Genomic DNA, 19,331 nt, shown 5'->3' on the forward strand with positions numbered 1-19,331 from the left:
CAGAAGACCATCAGATATGAACAGCACAGATACTGTAAAAAATGACCAGCACAGATGGTATAAATATGGCTCTGTACCGGTTCAAAAACAGATTATCTGAATCTGTTATGGCTGTCAGCACGGGAGGACAATAACAACATCGCAATCAGAAGAAGGAGTTTCATCATGGGTATCGCCAACGCACATGGTCTCGCAGCAACCCGGCATAATCTTTTCGGGCTTCAATCCAACGTTCCGTCGCTGTACGGGGAAGCCCCGGACATCAGCAGCAAGTGGCTGGAAGATCTCGGATTTTCTGTTCGTCAGCCGGAACAGGAACACTGGGTAGTAACACACCATAACCCTCTGCCCGAGCTGCACTTTTACAGTGAGCGTGAACTTGCGCAGTTTGCCAGCTATAAAGCTCACCTCTACGCCAGGCGTTTGCCCTTGGAGAACGGAACATGAGATACCCCATCTACCAGGTAGACGCGTTTACCAACGAAATTTTCAAGGGCAACCCTGCCGCGGTCATGCCGCTGGACGCATGGCTTCCGGACGAAACCAGACTTGAAGCCCGGCAACTGTCTTCCAGAGGCGGCCTTTTACGCTGCGAATTGAAAGGCGACCGTGTTGCCATTGCCGGGCAGGCTGCGTTCTATATGGAAGGAACTGTGCATCTGGAATGAGCAATACAGCTGCTCTGAGGCTGGTATACTGCGCGCCACATCCACCAACCGGCAGGCAGCAATGACGGCAAGTTCCAGTAACCAGTACGATGTGATCATTATCGGTGCCGGCGCCGCGGGCCTTATGTGTGCCGCCACCGCCGGTTACCGCGGCAGGAAAGTTCTGGTGCTGGACCACGCCAATAAGCCCGGCAAAAAAATCCTCATGTCTGGCGGTGGCCGCTGCAACTTCACCAATCTCAACAGCACGCCTGCCAATTTTTTATCAGACAATCCGCGCTTCTGCATTTCCGCCCTCAAGCGCTATACCCCACAGAATTTCCTGGATCTTGTCGAACGCCACGGCATTGAACATGAAGAAAAAGCCGCCGGTCAGCTTTTCTGCAAAAACAGCGCAAAAGACATACTTAACATGCTACTGACGGAATGCGACTGGGCCGGCGCTGAAATTCGCATGAAAACCAGCGTGAAAAGCATCAACCAAGGCGATGGACACTACCGCGTGAACACCAGTTCGGGCAGCCTGACCTGCGAATCCCTGGTTATCGCCTGCGGCGGCTTATCCATCCCCACCATGGGCGCGACAGGATTCGGGTTCGAGATTGCCCGCCAGTTCGGGCTCACCGTTCTGCCCACCCGGGCCGGGCTGGTGCCTTTCACGCTGCATCCGGAACTGAAACAACAGCTTGCACCTCTTTCCGGCGTCAGTTGCCCAGTGGAAGCCGGCTGCAATAACCATTACTTCCGGGAACCCATGTTGGTCACGCATCGAGGCCTGAGCGGGCCATCCATGCTGCAGATTTCCAGCTTCTGGCAGCCCGGCGACCCTCTGACAATCAACCTGCTGCCAAATCAAAACGTCCGCGAAGACCTGATGTCTCTGCGCAAACAAAAGCCACAGTCAACGATCGCTCAATACCTCGCCCAGCATCTGCCCAAACGTTTCGCACAGGCATTTAACGAGCTTTACGGCTGGAGCGGCCCGCTTCAGGGCTACAGAAACAGCGACATCGAGCAGATTGCTGACACACTCGGGAACTGGACGATCAAACCAGCGGGAACCGAGGGCTATCGAACCGCCGAAGTAACCCTGGGCGGAGTAGATACCCGTCAGCTTTCCTCAAAAACAATGGCGGCGCTGGATCATCCGAACCTGTACTTCATCGGCGAGGTTGTGGATGTAACCGGCCACCTGGGCGGACACAACTTCAATTGGGCATGGTCGTCGGGAGTAGCAGCAGGTTTGGACGCCTGATAGTTATTCAGGCCAAACGGCGCAACTAAGGTCCAACGCCGTAAAGGAGCAACCATGCTCTCCCGCTCAACCTGCCAGCCCATCTGCACGCGCACTGACCAGAAAACGTGCGTAACCGAACAGGTAAAGGGCGTAGGTAATCAACCACAGTACAAACGGAAGTCCTACGCCTGCCAACAAGTACACTTCAGGCCACCAGATGGGAACCAGAGTGCGCAACGCTACCGCCAGAAAAAGCGCGATCAGAGCAGGCCAGATTATTTTTGGCAGGCTTAGCGTTCGCCCGGTGTGCCGGAGACCCGCAATGCAGAATACAGCCAGAATAGCCGTACCGGCCGCCCCTGCTGAAAGCGCATGGCGGCCGGCGTAGCCTGGCAAGCTATCGACCAATGCGCTTACCCCGACCAGAACCAGGCCAACCACCATCCACAGATAAGCCGTTGTCAGCAGCAACATATATAGTTTCCCCATAGCCTTACCCCACGGCCACTCACTCAGCCGGTCTGCCTGAGCAGCGGCTGCAGCCAACGCAATCCAGCCGGTCACCGGGTGCCCGGGCGCCAGCATGTCCGCCACTACATAGAGGATGAGTACAGCAATCGCCAGATATTCCCGGGCCGGTGTCAGACGCGGTGGCCCAACCTCCCCGAGCTCTTTTTTTGCGGCCATCGCAACCACTCGCACAATACGTGAGGCTGTGAGCGCAATCAGAACAAGCAGGACATTTACAGCGGTGTTCAGAAGAACAAGTGGCGACAACCAGGTTAGCTCAGGCCAAAGCCAGCTAAGATAGAACAACACCTGAACAACAACAAATGCCAGCAACGTCAGGCCGATACTCAGATGCCGACGCCCTTTATCGGACAACAGAGCGGGGGCAGCCCAGAAAAGCAGAGAAAGCGGGAAGGCAATATTCACCATGGCGACCAGAGTTTGCGGCAAACTGGCAGAGAGCCAGAACGCCAGCCTGCCCAGCAGCCAAAGACTAACCAGCACCGCGAGCGCTTTCCCCTCCAGAGGCCGAACATCTGCCCAGGAAGGAATGGAGGTCAAAAGAAAGCCCGCAAGCGCAGCACTCGCAAATCCAAACAGCATTTCATGGCCATGCCAGGCCAGAGGCATCATCGCCATGGGCAATGTAAATTGTTGGAGAAGCGCCCCTACCCAGGGGATTAGCGCAAGCGGCCCATAGATTGCCGCCAGCAGGAAGAATGGTCGAAACCCATACGCCAGCCAAGGGCTTTGAAAAACCGAACCTCTTGATTTCATGCCCTGTTCCCAACCTCACCCGAAAGATCCGGCAGATAAAAATCGCTGTCCGGCAGCTTACCGCCAACAAATCCACTGGAAAGCTCTGTAAGTGCCATGAAGAACGACTCCAGGCTTGGCCTCGACTCCGCCGCCGACGTCATACGAATACGCGTGCGAGGTATCGCGCCTTCAAAAACATTCCTAGCAAGGGGGGAGTTCTGACTGCCAACAACAGCAGCCTTATCTGGCTCTGCAACCACCCATTCAACCGCACGACCTATGGCGCTCTGTATTGCTGCGACCTGATCCGGATATTGTTCCAGAAGCTCTCGACGACAAACCACCCCGGCCTGCGGCAACCCTGGCGCCTCACCTGTCAGGCGCGCCCACTCTTGCTGCAGATCCAGCTCGGTCGGCACCTGGCCAAACTGAGCTGTTTGCAGCCGCGTAGCGGTGCGCATGGGCTCAGGCAGAACGGCCGCGTCCAGGCGCCGGGCGACAAACATCTGCACCGTTTCAAAAGGGCTGGAATGATAGCTGACTTTGAGATCCCGACCCACTTCCAGCCCGGCTTTGCCGATAAGGTACCTGAACACCAGATCTGGCATATCGCCTCGCCAGGGCACGCCCACATGGCGGCCAGCAAGATCCTCCACAGACTGCAAAGGGCCTTTTTCTTTCAGCCCGAGCATACCGAGGGTGCCCCACACGTTGACATTCATCAGCACAAGGGGAACACCACGGTTGTAGAGGTTGGCAGCCACATTCGTTGGTGTTGCAGTGAGCATCACCTCTGCCCTGGCCAACCAGGCTCGAAGCTGATCAGGATCCTTCCACGCCCTCAGTTCCTGTTCGGGAATCAGCTCCCGCACTGCGGGGTCTTCCAGAGCCCGCGCCAGAATCACCTGTGGAATGCCGTAAGGTGTTGCTGCGATCAGCGTACCTGGCGACTGCGCGATAGCACGTTGAAAAGGCAAAGCCGATAACAAAGCCGCACTGCCTGCCAGTTTCAGTAGATCGCGACGATTTATACGGTTCATGCCACCTCCAACTGCGGGTTATAAAGAAAACTCTCGTTCACCACAGGCTGCCGCAACAACTGGGCAGCAGCCTCATAAAGCCAGGCCTGTGTTCTACTCGCAAACGGCTCATCCACGCGATGTTCATAGACAACCCGGCCAGGTGAGCCCGAAATGACGACAACGCGATTAGCCAATCGCAGGGCTTCAGTCAGATCATGAGTCACCAACAAACTGGCAATACCCCGCTCGACCACCAGGTGCTGAACCAACTCCTGAGCTTCGTTGCGCAGCCCAACGTCCAAAGCGCTGAACGGCTCATCCAGCAACAGCAGATCAGCTCCTACCGCCAATGCACGGGCCAGAGCCACTCTCTGTTGCATACCCCCGGATAGTTCATGGGGAAAAAGCGTGTATTTATCAGCAAGGCCAACTGAATCTGCCAGTTCCCGGGCCTTGTCCATGCGTTCCTTACGCGGCACGCCCCGGGCTTTCAGGCCTAGAGCAATGTTGTCCAGCATACGCCGCCATGGCAGCAGCCGTGGCTCCTGAAAAACCGCTGCCGTGCAGGCAAAACGGTTTTCTACGGAACCACCTGAAACATCTACCAACCCGGCTGCAAGCCTCAGCAAACTGGTTTTACCGCACCCTGAGGGCCCGACAAGGCATACAGATTCGCCGGGCTGGACGCTCAAATTGATGGCTTCAAGTATTTTATTCGGCCCGAGTTCCAATGACGCATTATGAAGATTCATCATGATTTTGCCTGCGAAGCGCCCTGGCGCCATGGTTCCATTTTCTTCTGCAGCGGCCGCAAAAATCCGTGCTCAGCGATCAGCAAAAGCGCCACCACTACCAGAATCCAGGCCATGGCACCGGCTGTATCCAGATTGACTCGAGCCATTGCAAGGCCCGCACCCACGCCCTCCTCCGTGGCAAACAACTCGGCCATAACCGTTACCTTCCAGGCAACACCCAACGCCGTAATCAAAGCCGGAAACACGTAGGACACAATATGAGGCAGGTAAAAGTCCCACAGCCGCATCCAGCCGGGTACACGGTATACATCACCCATCTCCTGCAGACGTTTATCGAGCGTACGGGCGCCTATCTGCGCACCCGCAAAGGTGACCGGCAAAGTGGTTGCCGCGACGGTGTAAATGGCCGCCATAGAACCACTGCCAAACCAGAGTATGGCCAGTACAATCCAGGCAATCGGAGGAATCCCCAGCAACACCGTCGATACCGGTTCGAGCGCGCGCCCGAGCGTGTGCGACAGCCCGGCCATCAACCCGATTACGAGCCCAGCGAGCGCTGCCAGAGCAAATCCCGTCATAGCTCTCCAGGTTGTGGCCCAGACCGCCCCCCAGAGCTCACCTTGCTGCCAGAAGCCCTGTATGGACGCAAGGGCATCCCGAGGCCCCGGCAACAGAAAGCTGCCGTAGTTCAGGCTTCCCCATTCCCATATAGCCATAAACAGCAATATACCGGTCAGGCTTCCACCCCAACTCAAACCGGTTCGGATAAGACTGCTCATAATTCCACGCTCTTTGATAAGGACTGCAGGATAACCGCTACTTTCTCACGGGCACTTGATAAAACTCAAATGATATTGATTTGTATTTGTATTTGTATTATTGTTATTTACTAATCTTCATACCGACATCACACCCGGAGCATTCATGACGCCCAGCCACCTGAGCCTTGCCATACTTTCATTATCTGCCACCACCGCCCTGTCAGGGCCGGCATTAGCACAACAAACGCAACTGAACGAACTGGTGGTAACTGCCAAAGGCTACGAGTCCGACACTCTGGAAACGGCAAGCGCCACCGAGAAACTCGATGCCAGCTCGGCACCCGCTTCAGCGACCGCCGGCGATCTGTTCGAAGGCAAACCTGGCCTCACCGTTCAGGGTGACGGCGGCGCCTGGGGCGGCAATCCGGTAATCCGGGGGTTAAGAAAAGAAAGTGTCGTTGTACTGGTGGATGGCGCTCGGCTTAACTCGGCCCAACCCCAGGGTGCTATCGCCTCCCTAGCAGCAATGAGCCTGCTGGAAAGCGTTGAAGTGGTAAAAGGGCCAAGCTCCGTGCTGCACGGAACGGGAGCGTTGGGTGGCGCGATCAATCTGATTACCCCGGAGGCGGGGTTCTCGGAGTCCCCCGAAACTCATGGCCGCTTTTCCGGCAGCACCGGAACAGTAGACAGCAGCCTGGCCGGAGGCGCCCTGGTTCAACTCTCCAGCAAGAATCACGGTTTGGTTCTTGGGGCTGCAGCCAAAGATATAGACGACTATGAAACTCCGGATGGTGATGTGGAAAACAGCGGTTATCGTTCAGAATCCTTCCTGGCCAAATACGCCTATCGCCTGACTGATACCCAGAAACTGACACTTAACCTGCAAAACCATGAAGACAGCGAAGTGTGGTACCCAGGATCAGCGAAACCCGGCCCGGGAGGCAATGGAACTCTGACCATTCACTCTCCGGAGCAAACCAGAACGCTCGCAGAACTGGGCTATGAAGCCGCGATTGCATCCGGGACCTTCGAAGCAAGCATCTACCGGCAGGAGGTAGAACGTGAGATAAGAGCCTACTGGGATTTCAAGGATCGCAATCAGGTATGGAATGATGTCAGTTTCGACACCGACGGCGCTAAAGCCCAGTACCGGATGCCTATTGCTGAAGCTCACCTGCTGACGGTGGGCCTGGAAGTCTGGGAAATGACCGCAGACCCGGAACGGTTTACTTATAATCCACCGCTGTCAGATACCGCGATTTCCAACTCTCCATTCAGGGATGGAGAAATACAAAGCCAAGGCGTTTTTCTACAAGACGACATTGCGACCGGCGACTGGAATATTCAAATCGGAGCCCGGTACGACAAGGTTACCGGTGATGCCAGTGTGGTGGGAAACGGCGCTGGCGCCCGCACAGATGGCCTGAAAAACAGTAACGAAGCGGTTTCCTGGTCTACTGGCGCTATCTACAACCTGAACGACATGGTTAACCCTTACGTTTCCTTAGGCACAGCATACCGTGCTGCGGATATGCGCGAGCGCTTTGAGGATGCGTCACGGGGCGATGGTTACTTCCATCAGGGCAATCCACAGCTGGATCCGGAAAAATCCACCAGTGCGGAAATCGGTGTGAAAGGCCGCGGCCGCATGGGTGAATACCAACTCGCTGCTTTCTACACTCGCATCGATGATTACATTGCCGGCCGGGTGACGGGTACCAACAACCCCAGCAACAACTTGCCCATCAAACAAACGGAAAACCTGGACGAAGTCACAATCTACGGTGCTGAAGCTGGTTTCGTCATGCCGATGGAAGCACTCAATGCCAGCGCTCCCGCCATTGATATTGATGGCAGCCTTACCTGGCTTCGCGGTGAAAACAAACAGGATGATGAGCCGCTATACCAGATGCCAGCGCCCGAGCTCACCCTTGGCCTTGGCCAGCAATTCCGCCCGGGCTTCAACTGGCACGGCCAGGTTCGTGCAGTAGCTGAACAGAACAGAACGGCTGACATCTTCTCCAACAACACGGAAAGCAGTACGCCCGGCTATGCAACCATTGATATGTCTCTGGGATGGAACTTCGGTTCAACCGGTGAACTGAGGAACCTGAACATAACTCTGGAAGGCAATAACCTGCTTGACAAGCGTTACCGGGAGCACCTCACTGAGGGCGGAATTCTGTCGCCGGGTCGTGGCCTTGTGGCAAGGCTTGAGGGTAGTTTCTGATTCCGAATGATCGACGAGCTTCGAAAGCCAACATTGAGCGCTCCCGAACGGAGCGCTATGATTACTCAATAATTTCGAGCGAGATCGTTTTTTATGAGCACACCTTCCCCCTACGACAACCTGCCCGACGCACAGGGCTTTTTTGGTAAATTCGGCGGACAGTTCGTACCGCCGGAAATGAAGCAGGTCATGGACGAAATCAGCGCCGCCTATCAGGAAATCCGCCAGCGTAAGGATTTTCAGGACGAGCTGGCTTACTTGCTGGCAGATTATGTAGGCCGGCCCAGCCCGATCTTTTACGCCCGCCGGCTTTCTGAAAAACTCGGGGGCGCTCGCATTTACCTGAAGCGGGAAGACCTGAACCACACCGGTGCTCACAAGATCAATCACTGCCTCGGCGAAGCCTTGCTGGCCAAGTTCATGAACAAAACCAAAGTGATTGCTGAAACCGGTGCAGGCCAGCACGGTGTTGCTCTGGCGACGGCTTGCGCATTGGTGGGCATTCCCTGCGAAATTCATATGGGCACGGTGGATATCGCCAAAGAGCATCCGAATGTCACCAAGATGAAAATCCTGGGAGCAACGTTGATTCCGGTAACCCGCGGCACCGCTACCCTGAAGGATGCCGTCGACAGCGCCTTCGATGAATACCTGAAAGACCCGCACAATTTTATTTATGCCATTGGCTCCGTTGTGGGCCCGCACCCGTTCCCCGGCATGGTTCGCGATTTTCAGTCGGTAGTTGGCCGGGAAGCCCGATCGCAGTTTATGGAACGCTACAACAAACTGCCGGATTACATAGCGGCCTGCGTAGGTGGCGGCTCGAATGCCATGGGCATTTTTACCGCATTCCTGAACGATGAAAGCGTTAAGCTGGTGGGCGTAGAGCCGGCTGGTGAGGGTTTGGATACAGAGCGCCACGCGGCCACCATGACACTGGGCAAACCCGGCCAGATACACGGTATGGCCTGTTATGTGCTGGAAGACGGCGAAGGTAACCCGATGCCGGTTCACTCCATAGCGTCCGGCCTGGACTACCCGGGCAGTGGCCCGCAGCACAGTTACCTGAAAGATCTGGGTCGGGTGGAATACGCCAGCGCCAACGATACCGAGTGCCTGGATGCCTTTATGATGCTGTCGCGGGTAGAAGGCATCATCCCCGCTTTGGAAAGCGCTCATGCTGTAGCCTGGGCCATACGTGAGGCGCCGAAGCTGTCGCAGGATCAGTCGATTCTGATCAACCTGTCGGGCCGCGGGGATAAAGACGCCGATTACGTGGCTGAAAAACTGGGGCTGTAAACATCTGTCGCCGCAATAAAAAGGCGAAGCCCTGAGCAGGCTTCGCCTTTTTATTGCTGGCCATACACCATTTTTTGATCGCAACTCTAACGCAGAATCACCAGTGGCTTTTTAGCAGTCGTGAGCATGCTCGTCGTCGTGCTGCCCAATAAAAACCGGCGGATTTTCGAGTGGCCATAGGCGCCCATCACCAGAATGTCGATATCGAATTCATCCTGATAACCGTGCAATACCGGCTCCACTTCACCGCTTCGGATAGCCAGTGTGATGTCTGACTCAAGAGGCGCCAGCATAACCTCGGCCTTACGCAGCTGTGCCATGGATTCTGACGTTTCATTGCCCACCATCACCAGGTGCAGGGGCATGCCCTTGAGTACCGGGCTGGCTGCCAGATGTTCAACACCGCGAAACGCCGTTGCACTGCCGTCGAACGCCAGCATGGCGCTTTTCGGGGCTGAAAACTCGTTCGGCACTAACAGGATCGGTCGGCTCATGCTGCGGATAACGGTTTCCAGCTGGCTGCCGATGTGTTGCTCGCCGTCTGAGCTGCTTTCGCCGTGCAATCCCATCACCAGCAAACGAATGTCTGCCTGCATGGCCAGCAGCGATTCCGTAAGATCCCCGTGGCGCTGGCGCTTTTTAATATCGCTGATGCCGGCTGCCTGTATCCTTTGCGCTGCCTCATCCAGCATATGATTACCATGTTCCAGAGCCAGTTTGGCCCGCTTACGGTCCAGTTGTGCCAGCTCATCCAGCAGGTGCTCTCGACTACCCAGTCCAATGTTCCCGGCCAGATCCGGCTCAGACGGATAGCGCTCTTCATCGAGCACGTGCAGCAGGGTCAAGGGCGAATCCATATATTTACTGGCCCAGGCGGCGTAATCACATACTGCTGGCGCAGCGCCGGAACCGTCAACACAGGCCACAACCTGCAATGTGTCGTGGGGATTGGACTGGGGACGTCCTGTTGCGTCTTGCATATTAATGGCCCATCAGCTGATCAATGCCTTCCGGCTTGTCGTGCACACCAAAACGGTCAACGATGGTAGCGCTGGCCTGATTCATACCAATCACTTCCACCTCTGCGCCATCACGGCGGAACTTGATAACGACTTTGTCGAGCGCGCCCACGGCAGTTATGTCCCAGAAATGGGCACGGCTCACGTCTATCACCACTTTATCGACCACTTCGCGAAAATCAAACGCAGCAACGAATTTTTCCGATGAACTGAAAAACACCTGCCCCATCACGGTGTACTTGCGTGTACCCGATGGTTCGTCCAGCGATGTTTGCACCTCCATAAAGTGCCCGATCTTGTTGGCGAAGAACAGCGCCGCAAGCAGCACGCCGGCAAACACACCCAGCGCCAGGTTGTGAGTCACAACCACAACGCACACGGTTACCAGCATCACAATGTTGGTAGAAAGCGGGTGGGTTTTCAGGTTACGAATGGATTCCCAGGAAAAGGTGCCTATGGACACCATGATCATCACCGCCACCAGAGCTGCCATAGGAATTCGCACCAGCAAATCGTCAAGCACCAGTATCATCACCATGAGGAACACGCCTGCGGTGAGGGTGGAAAGCCGGGTGCGGCCACCGGATTTAATGTTAATTACCGACTGGCCAATCATTGCGCAACCCGCCATACCACCAAACAGGCCAGACCCGATATTGGCAATGCCCTGCCCCCGGCACTCGCGGTTACGGTCACTCTCGGTATCGGTCAAATCATCCACAATGGTGGCGGTCATCATGGATTCCAGCAAACCCACCACAGCCAACGGGATAGCGTAAGGCAGAATGATCATCAGGGTTTCAAGGTTCAGCGGAACGTCTGGCCAGAGAAAGATCGGCAAGGTATCGGGCAGCTCGCCCATATCGCCCACCGTACGCACGTCAATATTGAACAAGACAGCAACGATGGTCAGCGCCACGATACAAATCAGTGGCGAAGGCAGCAACTTGCCCAGCACAGGCACATAGGGAAACAGGTAGATAATGCCCAGCCCGGCAGCAGTCATGGCATAGACGTGCCAGGTTACGTTGGTAAGCTCGGGCAATTGGGCCATAAAAATCAGGATGGCCAGGGCGTTTACGAAACCCGTCACCACCGAGCGCGACACAAATCGCATCAGGCTGCCCAGCTTCAGCCAGCCCGCCACAATCTGGATCACACCGGTTAACAGCGTGGCTGCCATCAGGTATTCGAGTCCGTGCTCCTTTACCAGCGTTACCATCAGAAGCGCCATGGCGCCGGTTGCAGCAGAGATCATGCCGGGGCGGCCACCCACAAACGCGATGATAACAGCGATACAGAATGAGGCATAAAGCCCGACTTTAGGATCCACTCCTGCGATGATCGAGAAAGCAATCGCTTCCGGAATCAGCGCAAGGGCAACAACGATTCCTGCGAGCAGATCGCCTTTGGTGTTGGAAAACCAGTTGGCTTTCAGTGTATTTACCATAGCTTTGGGTACCCGGGTGGCTGCGCTGTTTGATGAACGTCGGATTGCGGTCACTTGAATGACGGATTACGGCAAAATAAAGGGCGCGGATTCTATCAAAATACGGGTTCCGGCGTAAGGGCGCCTGTCCCCCCAACCTTGCGGGCTGCTATTATTCCGGCAACGACGATCATCAAAAGGAGCTACCGCCGTTCATGGACGATGTTGCATCCCAGTTTCTGGCAGCCAATCAAACCACTCTGAATCTTGCCGTCGCACTGCTGCTTGGCGCCATCATAGGTCTGGAACGGGGCTGGGATGCCCGCGAGCAGAAATCCGGCGAACGCATTGCCGGCATCCGCACCTTTTCCCTTATTGGCCTTCTTGGCGGCATTTCTGTTGTCCTGGCACAGGAAATCACAGTGTGGGCTTTTCCTGTTCTTCTGGTGAGCGTGGTTGCCATGGCAATCGTGGCTTACAGTGAGCGGCTCGATCACATCCGCAATTTCAGTATCACCGGAATGGTTGGCATGGTGCTGACGTTTTGCTTCGGCGCCATTGCTGTAGCTGTAGACCCTGTAATAGCGATCACTGCTGCTGTCATCACCGCGATTATTCTCGACAACAAGGAAGAAATTCACGGCTGGGTGAACAAACTCAAAGCTCACGAACTGGATGCCGGGCTCAAGCTGCTTGTTATTTCCGTAGTGATGCTGCCTTTACTGCCCAATGAACCAATGGGCCCGGGTGGCGTGCTCAACCCCCGGGAAATCTGGTGGATGGTGGTGATGATTGCATCCATCTCCTTCGTGGGCTATTTCGCCATGCGGTTGGCGGGCACCAGCAAGGGCATTCTCTTCACCAGTCTGTTCGCGGGTCTCAGCTCATCCACCGCACTGACTCTGCATTTTGCCCGCCAGGCCAAACGGCATCCCGGCCTGAATGCACAGTTTGCCACCGGCATTCTGATTGCCTGTGGCACTATGTTCCCGCGTATTCTGGTGTACTGTTTCGTGATCAACCGTGAGTTGCTGCAGAGCCTGATCTGGCCTGTGATTGTGATGACAGTGCTGCTTTATGTGCCGGCAATCGCTATCTGGCGCAGGAACTCCGGAACAAATCCGGTCAGCCAACCGACGCTTAACCAGAACCCGCTGGATATGAAATCGGCTCTGGTCTTCGGTATTCTGCTAACCGTTATCCTGCTTCTGGGCGACTTCCTGCAAAACTGGCTGGGGGATACCGGTATCTATATGCTGGCAGCGACATCGGGCATTGCAGACGTTGATGCGATTACCCTTTCGCTTACCCGTATGTCCAACAATGGTCTGGCAATGGATGCTGCCGTTATGGGCATCGTTATAGCGGCCGCCACCAACAACCTGATCAAGTCCGGCATGGCCTGGGTAATCGGCAACCGGCAGACTGGGCTCTATGTGGCGGGCCCTATGCTGATATCACTGGGCGCGGGGCTTCTTGTGGCCTGGCTTCAATAGCCACGCAACCGTCAGCGGGCGCAACGGAACGTCAGGTTGTAGCGGCGGGGTCCGGTCAGAGAGTGCGCTCCAGCCTTTAACGTAAGCACCCCGTGGTAACGTAACCGTGAAGGCCCACCCCAGACCACCACATCGCCATGCCCAAGAGGAATCTTTATTGGTCGCTCGCTCCGCGTCAGCCCGCCGAACTGAAACACCTGAGGCAATCCGAGGGATACAGACACAATGGGCTGCGAGAGATCCCGCTCATCTTTATCCTGATGCAGCCCCATTTTTGCGCCGGGCTCATAACAGTTGATAAGGCAGGCATTCGGGGTGAAATCCGGGTACCCCGCTGCACATGCGGCCGACCTCGCCAGATCGGCAAAAATGGATGGCATCGCGGGCCAGGGCGCACCGGAGCATGGATCTTCAGCCTGATAGCGATACCCTCGCGTATCGGTTACCCAACCCCAGCTTCCGCAGCAACTCATAGCAACAGACATAGTATGGCCACCGGGCGTTTTCATATGCCTCATCGGAGCAGCTGCGGTTATCTGGCGAATCTCACTCAGAAGGTCCTGCGCTTTTGCCGTTGCAAATTGCCTTAGCAAAAGCGCACCCTCCGACAAGATTTCGGTTGTTGGTTCAGCGGGCTGGTCAGCAAACAGATCGGGGGTCATATACGGTATTTTTAACATGAAAAACGGGTCGACTCCCAGGCTTCCACAAAACAGATAGCCCGAATGAAAGCCTGTTCATGAAGATTCACTGAAAAACACGTATATTCTGTAGTCTGATCCATTATCCGGTAAGGACGTTTTGATGCTGTTCGCAATGATCATTGGTGGTTTGATTGGCTATGCCTTTGGCAAGTTCCCCGGTTTCCTGGTGGGGGCCGCTCTCGGTGCTTTTTTGCTCAATCGCGCAAAGAGCCGCCTGATCGGCAAGCTTCAGAACATTCAGTCCGGCTTTATTGAATCTGTATTTGCGGTTATGGGCGCCCTTTGCAAAGCCGATGGCGTTGTCTCGAAAGATGAAATCCAGATGGCTGAAACGATGTTTGTCCGTTTTCGCCTGAATGAAGCCCAAAAAGAAACTGCCAAGGCCGCGTTCAGCCGTGGTAAAGCCGAGGGTTTCGACCTGGATGCAGAGCTGGCGCACTTCATTCGCATCAGCGGGCGCCAACCAGCCTTTCTGCAGATGTTTCTGCAAGTTCAGGTTTCAGCGGTCGCAGCGGACGGCGTAGTTCATCCGGCCGAGCACGAAATGCTGGTGCGTATCGCCCGTGGTCTGGGTTTGCCTGAAAGTCAGGTTGATCAACTGGAGGCCATGTTGCGCGGCGCGCACGCCGGCCAGGCTGGTGGCCAACGATCCACTGCCCAACAAACAGACGACGCCTACAAGGTTATGGGGGTTTCTCCCTCCATCAGTGATGCGGAGCTGAAAAAGGTCTATCGCAAGCTGATGAGCGAGAACCATCCTGACAAGCTTGCAGGGAGAGGTCTTCCGGAAAGCATGCGGGAAATGGCAGAAGAGCGCACCCAGGAAATAACCCACGCCTACGATGTCATCAAGGAATCCCGGAAAAACAGCGCCTGATGTCGTCGTCTGCCTCCCATCAAATTGCCAACGTGTTTACCGACGATGCCCTTGGCACCGACGACGGCACCGCCCTTGCCGAACGTATCCGTAGCCGCGACGTATCGGTTACTGAGCTCACACAGGCGGCCATCGACCGGTTGCGCAAAGTTGAACCGCTGATTCACGCTGTTGTGACTGAACGCTATGAGCAGATGCTAGTGGCAGCGGCAACGCTGGACAAAGATAACAACCTGGCAGAGGCTCCCTTTTTTACTGGCGTACCGACCTTTATCAAAGACAACACGGATGTGGCCGGAATGGCCACACGTATGGGATCAGAAGCTGTGCCTGCCGGCCACCCCGTTAAAAGGACCAGCGCTTTCGCACAACAGATACTCGCGCAGGGGTTTCTTTGCCTGGGCAAAAGCGCAATGCCAGAGTTCGGGTTTAACGCTTCAACAGAGCCTGCTCAGGGTGAACCCACCCGCAACCCCTGGAACCTTGCTTACTCCACCGGAGCATCATCCGGCGGCTCGGCCGCGTTGGTGGCAAGCGGTGCGGTTCCCATTGCCCACGCCAATGATGGCGGCGGCTCCATACGAATTCCAGCGGCCTGTTGCGGGCTCGTGGGCCTGAAGCCGTCCTGCGGGCGTGTTATCGACAACGACGCTGCTAAATCCCTGCCCATCAATATTCTCAGTGACGGCGTGGTTACCCGCTCGGTGCGGGATACCGCCAACTTTATTTACCAGGCGGAGCGATACTTCCGGAACACCAGGTTGCCCCATGTCGGCAAGGTTGATAGCCCATCTGAAAAGCGACTGAGAATTGGCCTGGTTCTGGATTCCATCAATGGCCATAAAACGGACGACATTACCCGTAAAGCCGTCGAGGCAACCGCCAGACGACTGGAAGCCCAGGGCCATTACATTGAGCCTGTGCCCGTGCCTGTAAACTCAACATTCCCCGAAGATTTTGCCCTGTACTGGGCCATGTTGGCTTTCGGCATGAAGCTGAATGGTCGCAAGCTGACTCATCCCGATTTTGACAAGCACAAGGTAGACGGCCTCACCCAGGGACTGGACGAGATGTTCCGGAGAGGTTTCTGGCGCATGCCAGCAGTTCTGTGGCGCCTGCGCCGCGCCCGATTCGACTACGCTAAGGCAATGACAGGTTTCGATGCCGTACTGACGCCGGTGCTCGGCCATACCACGCCCAGGCTAGGGCACCTCAGTCCGAACCTGCCTTTTGACACCTTGTTCGACCGGCTTACCTGCTACGTTAACTTTACGCCCCTGGCCAACGTTACCGGCGCGCCCGCCATTTCGCTCCCCGCGGCCCTGACATCGGAGAACCTGCCGGTTTCAGTGCAGTTTATGGGTCGTCACGGCGATGACCGCACACTCCTCGAGGTCGCGTTCGGGCTTGAGGCCGATAACCCCTGGCCCTTGATCTGCGATCAGCGTTAATTCCCAGAACAACGCTTCAAGCAGCCTGGTCATGAGGCGTTTACGCTCAGACGCCTCCTTACCTTTTGCCCGACCTTGTCTCCAAGTACCAGCATGGCCGGTGTTAAAAGCAGTGTCAGTACCGTGGCAAAGGCCAGCCCGCCGGCAATGGCACTGGAGAGCTGCGCCCACCATTGTGTGGATGGCGCTCCGAACCCGAGCGATGGCGTAAGCAAATCTACGTTGACACTGAGCACCATGGGCATCAACCCCAGCACGGTAGTGATGGCGGTCAGAAGCACTGGGCGCAAGCGCAGGCAACCGGTTTCCAGTGCCGCTTCGTAGGCTGTCATTCCTTCTGTTTTCATCTGGTTATAAGTGTCAATCAGAATGATGTTGTTGTTCACTACAATTCCCGCCAGCGCAATAATGCCCATCCCCACCATAACAATGCCAAACGACTGGCCGTTCAACAGCAGCCCCAGGAGAACTCCGGCAGTGGACAGCACAATCGCTGAAAGAATCAGAAAGCTCTGGTACAGAGAATTGAACTGAGTCACCAGAATAAGCAGCATCATGGCAATCGCCACCAGAAACGCAGTTACCAGAAAATTGGAGGCCTGCTGTTGATCTTCGTTTTCGCCGGCAAACTTTACAGTCACCCCCTCAGGCGTTTCCGGGAGCTCAGCTTGTAGCGCTTTCAGCAGACTATCCACCTGTTCACCAGGCTGGATGTCCGATTTGATGGTTACGGTTCGCTGTCCGTCCACCCGGGCAATGCTGCCGGTCTTGTTGCCCGGTTGCAGATCAAGAAACTGCGAAAGCGGCACCTGCCCGCGCGATGTGTTGATCGTCTGGCGCTGCAGGTGATCCAGCTCACGCCAGTTGTTTGGAACCCGCACGGCAATATCCACTTCGTCACGTACATCTTCAGGTCGATAGGTCGCCAGCACCAGGCCATTGGTGACCAGGCGAACAGCACTGCCAATGCTTAGTACGTCTGTTCCAAAACGTGCAGCAGCTTCACGGTCTACTTCCAGGCGCCACTCAATGCCTGGCAGGCTGCGATCATCCTCAATATCCAGAAAGCCGCCTTGCGCGCGCATCTGGTCTTCGATCTGATCCACATAGCCATTAAGCTTGCTGCTCTCGCGACTGCTGATCTGCAACTCAATCGGCTTGCCACCGGCAGGGCCGTCTTCCTGCTTCCGGAACTCAAGTTCAATACCCGGAATATCCTCGGTACGGGCGAGAAAATCATCGAGAATGGCACTGGCCGGGCGACGGGTAAACCAGTCAGTAAACTGAAACTGAAGCACTCCGATCACATCAGGTGCCATCTGCGTGCTGGCATTCAGCATTGAGCGAGCATAAACCGCTTTAACCTCAGGCATCCCCTGCAAACGACCCTCTACCTGCCGCACAATGGCATCCCGCTCCATAACCGAAAGATCACCCCGTGCACGAACCTGCACCTGGGCCGAATCCGGTTCTACACTGGGGAAAAATTCGATGCCATAGTTGAACTTGCTATAGGCCACATAGACCAAAACGACTACTGCCAGCACTCCCACAAGTGTATAGCCGGGATAGGACAGAAGACTGGAAAGCAGTCGGCGATACCCTTGCATCATTCGTCCGCTTTCGCTGACCTCACGGGCACGACGGCCGCCGCTTACACCACCCAGAACAGGCAAAAAAACCAGGGCCATAGCCAAAGATGCGACCAGGCATATAATTACGGTGATGGGGAGGAACTTCATGAACTCGCCTACAACACCGGGCCAGAACAGAAGGGGCACGAACACCGCCAGCGTAGTCGCCGTTGACGCAATAATCGGCCATGCCATGCGGCTGGCCGCCTCCGCCCAGGCGTCTGCCACCGTTTGCCCGTCAGAAAGGTTACGGTCTGCCAGTTCCGATACCACAATGGCCCCATCAACCAGCATCCCGGCGACTAAAATGAGACTGAACAGTACGACGATGTTGAGGGTGAGTCCCATCATCCAGATAACAAGAATGCCGGTGAGGAAGGCGCCAGGGATGGTCAGGCCCACCAGCATGGCGGATCGCGGGCCCATGGCGGCAATTATCACGATAATGACCAGCACGATAGCGGTCAGCACGTTGTTGAGCAGATCACTCAACATGTCACGGACTTCGTCGGACTGATCCATGATGTAGCGAACATCCAGCGCGTCGGGCAATTGTGGCTGCGCCTGGGCAATCAGCTCACGCACCTGCCCCACGGTTTCGATAATGTTTGCACCCGTACGTTTGGAGACTTCCAGAACCAGCGCCGGCTCTCCATTGATGCGCGCAAATCCTGTCGGATCCTTGAAGGTGCGCTGGAGCATGGCCACGTCACCAAAGGTCACCACTGTATCGCCATCAACCTTGATCGGCATGGACATGACGTCTTCGATGTTCTCGATAACCCCGGGCACTTTGAGCGTCATGCGGCCATTCCCGGTGTCGAGAGATCCGGCTGCCACCAGCTGGTTATTGCGTGTAACCAGAGAGCTGAGCTGGTCGAAGTCTATTCCGTAGCCTTCCAACACCTGGGGGTCCACAACAATTTCCAGAAGATCTTCCCTGTCGCCGCCAATCTCGACTTCCAATACCTCGGGAATCGCCTCAATGGCATCCTGGAGTCCCCGGGCAATGGTTATAAGTTCCCGTTCGGACAAAGGCCCTGAAAGGCCAATGGAAAGTACAGGGAACAGAGACACGTTTATTTCGTTCACTCGTGGCTCGTCGGCTTCCTGTGGGAGTTTGCTGCGCGCAGTATCAACTTTTTCCCGAACGTCCTGCAGGGCAGCGTCCGGATCAAAACCGGCATCAAACTCCAGCATCACCGAGGCATGTCCCTCCGAAGCTGTACCACGCATTTCCTTGATTCCCTCAAGCGAGCGCAGCTCCTGCTCCATGGGGCGAACCAGCAGCCGCTCAGCATCTTCCGGGCTTATACCTTCCAGGGTCATGGAGATATAGATCATGGGGATGGTGACGTCGGGGTTTGCTTCTCTGGGGATTGTCTGAAAAGCCGCTATACCACCCAGAATCAAAAACAACAGGGTCAGTAGCGTGGTGCGGCTGCGGTCTATGGCAGCGAAAATGAGTGTGCGCATCCTG

At 55.8% G+C, this 19,331-nt stretch carries 15 protein-coding genes and 1 pseudogene; 8 read left to right on the forward strand and 8 right to left on the reverse strand.

Annotated features, from left to right (window positions below; genetic code table 11):
• Positions 1-165: 165 nt before the first annotated feature.
• From ACN0RL_RS07200 to ACN0RL_RS07210, 3 genes and pseudogenes are all read left to right on the forward strand, one after another.
• Positions 166-447, forward strand: a complete 282-nt coding sequence (locus ACN0RL_RS07200; RefSeq protein WP_417515172.1) for a hypothetical protein — start codon at positions 166-168, stop codon at positions 445-447.
• A gap of 98 nt (positions 448-545) precedes the next feature.
• Positions 546-668 (forward strand): annotated as a pseudogene (locus ACN0RL_RS07205) (isomerase); the annotation flags it as partial.
• A 61-nt stretch (positions 669-729) separates the two neighbouring features.
• Positions 730-1,923, forward strand: a complete 1,194-nt coding sequence (locus ACN0RL_RS07210; protein WP_417515174.1) for an NAD(P)/FAD-dependent oxidoreductase — start codon at positions 730-732, stop codon at positions 1,921-1,923.
• 66 nt (positions 1,924-1,989) lie between these two features.
• Here ACN0RL_RS07210 and ACN0RL_RS07215 read toward each other — a convergent pair whose 3' ends face one another.
• From ACN0RL_RS07215 to ACN0RL_RS07230, 4 genes are read right to left on the reverse strand one after another with little or no spacing between them, the layout of a single operon-like run.
• Positions 1,990-3,192: an NnrS family protein gene (locus ACN0RL_RS07215; RefSeq protein WP_417515176.1), complete on the reverse strand. Its 1,203-nt coding sequence runs from the start codon at positions 3,190-3,192 to the stop codon at positions 1,990-1,992.
• Positions 3,189-4,214, reverse strand: a complete 1,026-nt coding sequence (locus tag ACN0RL_RS07220) for an ABC transporter substrate-binding protein (RefSeq protein ID WP_417515178.1) — start codon at positions 4,212-4,214, stop codon at positions 3,189-3,191. The genes ACN0RL_RS07215 and ACN0RL_RS07220 overlap by 4 nt, the downstream gene beginning before the upstream one ends.
• Positions 4,211-4,951 carry an ABC transporter ATP-binding protein gene (locus ACN0RL_RS07225; protein WP_417515180.1) on the reverse strand — a complete coding sequence of 247 codons (741 nt, stop codon included), beginning with the start codon at positions 4,949-4,951 and terminating at the stop codon, positions 4,211-4,213. Before ACN0RL_RS07225 ends, ACN0RL_RS07220 begins: the two co-directional genes overlap by 4 nt.
• Positions 4,948-5,730, reverse strand: a complete 783-nt coding sequence (locus ACN0RL_RS07230; protein ID WP_417515182.1) for an ABC transporter permease — start codon at positions 5,728-5,730, stop codon at positions 4,948-4,950. Before ACN0RL_RS07230 ends, ACN0RL_RS07225 begins: the two co-directional genes overlap by 4 nt.
• A gap of 145 nt (positions 5,731-5,875) precedes the next feature.
• Between ACN0RL_RS07230 and ACN0RL_RS07235 the strand changes: the two genes are divergently transcribed.
• On the forward strand, positions 5,876-7,942 hold the full coding sequence (locus ACN0RL_RS07235) for a TonB-dependent receptor plug domain-containing protein (protein WP_417515184.1): 2,067 nt from the start codon (positions 5,876-5,878) through the stop codon (positions 7,940-7,942).
• A 93-nt stretch (positions 7,943-8,035) separates the two neighbouring features.
• Positions 8,036-9,241 carry a tryptophan synthase subunit beta gene (trpB, locus tag ACN0RL_RS07240; protein ID WP_417515186.1) on the forward strand — a complete coding sequence of 402 codons (1,206 nt, stop codon included), beginning with the start codon at positions 8,036-8,038 and terminating at the stop codon, positions 9,239-9,241.
• Between the two features lie 86 nt (positions 9,242-9,327).
• On the opposite strand, the gene ACN0RL_RS07245 is transcribed toward trpB, so the two are convergent.
• The gene (locus ACN0RL_RS07245; protein WP_417515188.1) at positions 9,328-10,221 is read right to left on the reverse strand and encodes a universal stress protein; all 894 of its coding nucleotides are present in this window, start codon (positions 10,219-10,221) and stop codon (positions 9,328-9,330) included.
• A gap of 1 nt (position 10,222) precedes the next feature.
• A complete protein-coding gene (locus ACN0RL_RS07250; RefSeq protein ID WP_417515190.1) occupies positions 10,223-11,710 on the reverse strand; it encodes a SulP family inorganic anion transporter in 1,488 nt (495 codons plus the stop codon).
• 194 nt (positions 11,711-11,904) lie between these two features.
• Here ACN0RL_RS07250 and ACN0RL_RS07255 point away from each other — a divergent pair, with 194 nt between their 5' ends.
• On the forward strand, positions 11,905-13,185 hold the full coding sequence (locus tag ACN0RL_RS07255) for an MgtC/SapB family protein (protein ID WP_417515192.1): 1,281 nt from the start codon (positions 11,905-11,907) through the stop codon (positions 13,183-13,185).
• A gap of 11 nt (positions 13,186-13,196) precedes the next feature.
• On the opposite strand, the gene alkB is transcribed toward ACN0RL_RS07255, so the two are convergent.
• A complete protein-coding gene (gene alkB, locus ACN0RL_RS07260) occupies positions 13,197-13,847 on the reverse strand; it encodes a DNA oxidative demethylase AlkB (protein ID WP_417515194.1) in 651 nt (216 codons plus the stop codon).
• Positions 13,848-13,989: 142 nt separating this feature from the next.
• Between alkB and djlA the strand changes: the two genes are divergently transcribed.
• Complete coding sequence (gene djlA, locus ACN0RL_RS07265) at positions 13,990-14,766, forward strand: co-chaperone DjlA (RefSeq protein WP_417515196.1); 777 nt, start codon at positions 13,990-13,992, stop codon at positions 14,764-14,766.
• Complete coding sequence (locus ACN0RL_RS07270) at positions 14,766-16,217, forward strand: amidase (RefSeq protein WP_417515198.1); 1,452 nt, start codon at positions 14,766-14,768, stop codon at positions 16,215-16,217. Before djlA ends, ACN0RL_RS07270 begins: the two co-directional genes overlap by 1 nt.
• A 29-nt stretch (positions 16,218-16,246) precedes the next feature.
• Here the strand turns inward: ACN0RL_RS07270 and ACN0RL_RS07275 are convergent, their stop codons facing one another.
• Positions 16,247-19,327, reverse strand: a complete 3,081-nt coding sequence (locus ACN0RL_RS07275; protein WP_417515200.1) for an efflux RND transporter permease subunit — start codon at positions 19,325-19,327, stop codon at positions 16,247-16,249.
• Positions 19,328-19,331: the final 4 nt, after the last annotated feature.

Source organism: Marinobacter sp., assembly GCF_048259445.1.
Taxonomy (GTDB): Bacteria; Pseudomonadota; Gammaproteobacteria; order Pseudomonadales; family Oleiphilaceae; genus Marinobacter.

Bases quoted from the DNA above. Each gene is read 5' to 3' on its own strand.
- ACN0RL_RS07270 (WP_417515198.1), top strand. From the start codon at position 14,766: ATGTCGTCGTCTGCCTCCCATCAAATTGCCAACGTGTTTACCGACGAT.
- alkB (WP_417515194.1), bottom strand. From the start codon at position 13,847: ATGACCCCCGATCTGTTTGCTGACCAGCCCGCTGAACCAACAACCGAA.
- ACN0RL_RS07210 (WP_417515174.1), top strand. From the start codon at position 730: ATGACGGCAAGTTCCAGTAACCAGTACGATGTGATCATTATCGGTGCC.
- ACN0RL_RS07225 (WP_417515180.1), bottom strand. From the start codon at position 4,951: ATGATGAATCTTCATAATGCGTCATTGGAACTCGGGCCGAATAAAATA.
- ACN0RL_RS07245 (WP_417515188.1), bottom strand. From the start codon at position 10,221: ATGCAAGACGCAACAGGACGTCCCCAGTCCAATCCCCACGACACATTG.
- ACN0RL_RS07235 (WP_417515184.1), top strand. From the start codon at position 5,876: ATGACGCCCAGCCACCTGAGCCTTGCCATACTTTCATTATCTGCCACC.
- ACN0RL_RS07220 (WP_417515178.1), bottom strand. From the start codon at position 4,214: ATGAACCGTATAAATCGTCGCGATCTACTGAAACTGGCAGGCAGTGCG.
- ACN0RL_RS07200 (WP_417515172.1), top strand. From the start codon at position 166: ATGGGTATCGCCAACGCACATGGTCTCGCAGCAACCCGGCATAATCTT.
- trpB (WP_417515186.1), top strand. From the start codon at position 8,036: ATGAGCACACCTTCCCCCTACGACAACCTGCCCGACGCACAGGGCTTT.
- ACN0RL_RS07250 (WP_417515190.1), bottom strand. From the start codon at position 11,710: ATGGTAAATACACTGAAAGCCAACTGGTTTTCCAACACCAAAGGCGAT.
- ACN0RL_RS07215 (WP_417515176.1), bottom strand. From the start codon at position 3,192: ATGAAATCAAGAGGTTCGGTTTTTCAAAGCCCTTGGCTGGCGTATGGG.
- ACN0RL_RS07255 (WP_417515192.1), top strand. From the start codon at position 11,905: ATGGACGATGTTGCATCCCAGTTTCTGGCAGCCAATCAAACCACTCTG.
- ACN0RL_RS07230 (WP_417515182.1), bottom strand. From the start codon at position 5,730: ATGAGCAGTCTTATCCGAACCGGTTTGAGTTGGGGTGGAAGCCTGACC.
- ACN0RL_RS07275 (WP_417515200.1), bottom strand. From the start codon at position 19,327: ATGCGCACACTCATTTTCGCTGCCATAGACCGCAGCCGCACCACGCTA.
- djlA (WP_417515196.1), top strand. From the start codon at position 13,990: ATGCTGTTCGCAATGATCATTGGTGGTTTGATTGGCTATGCCTTTGGC.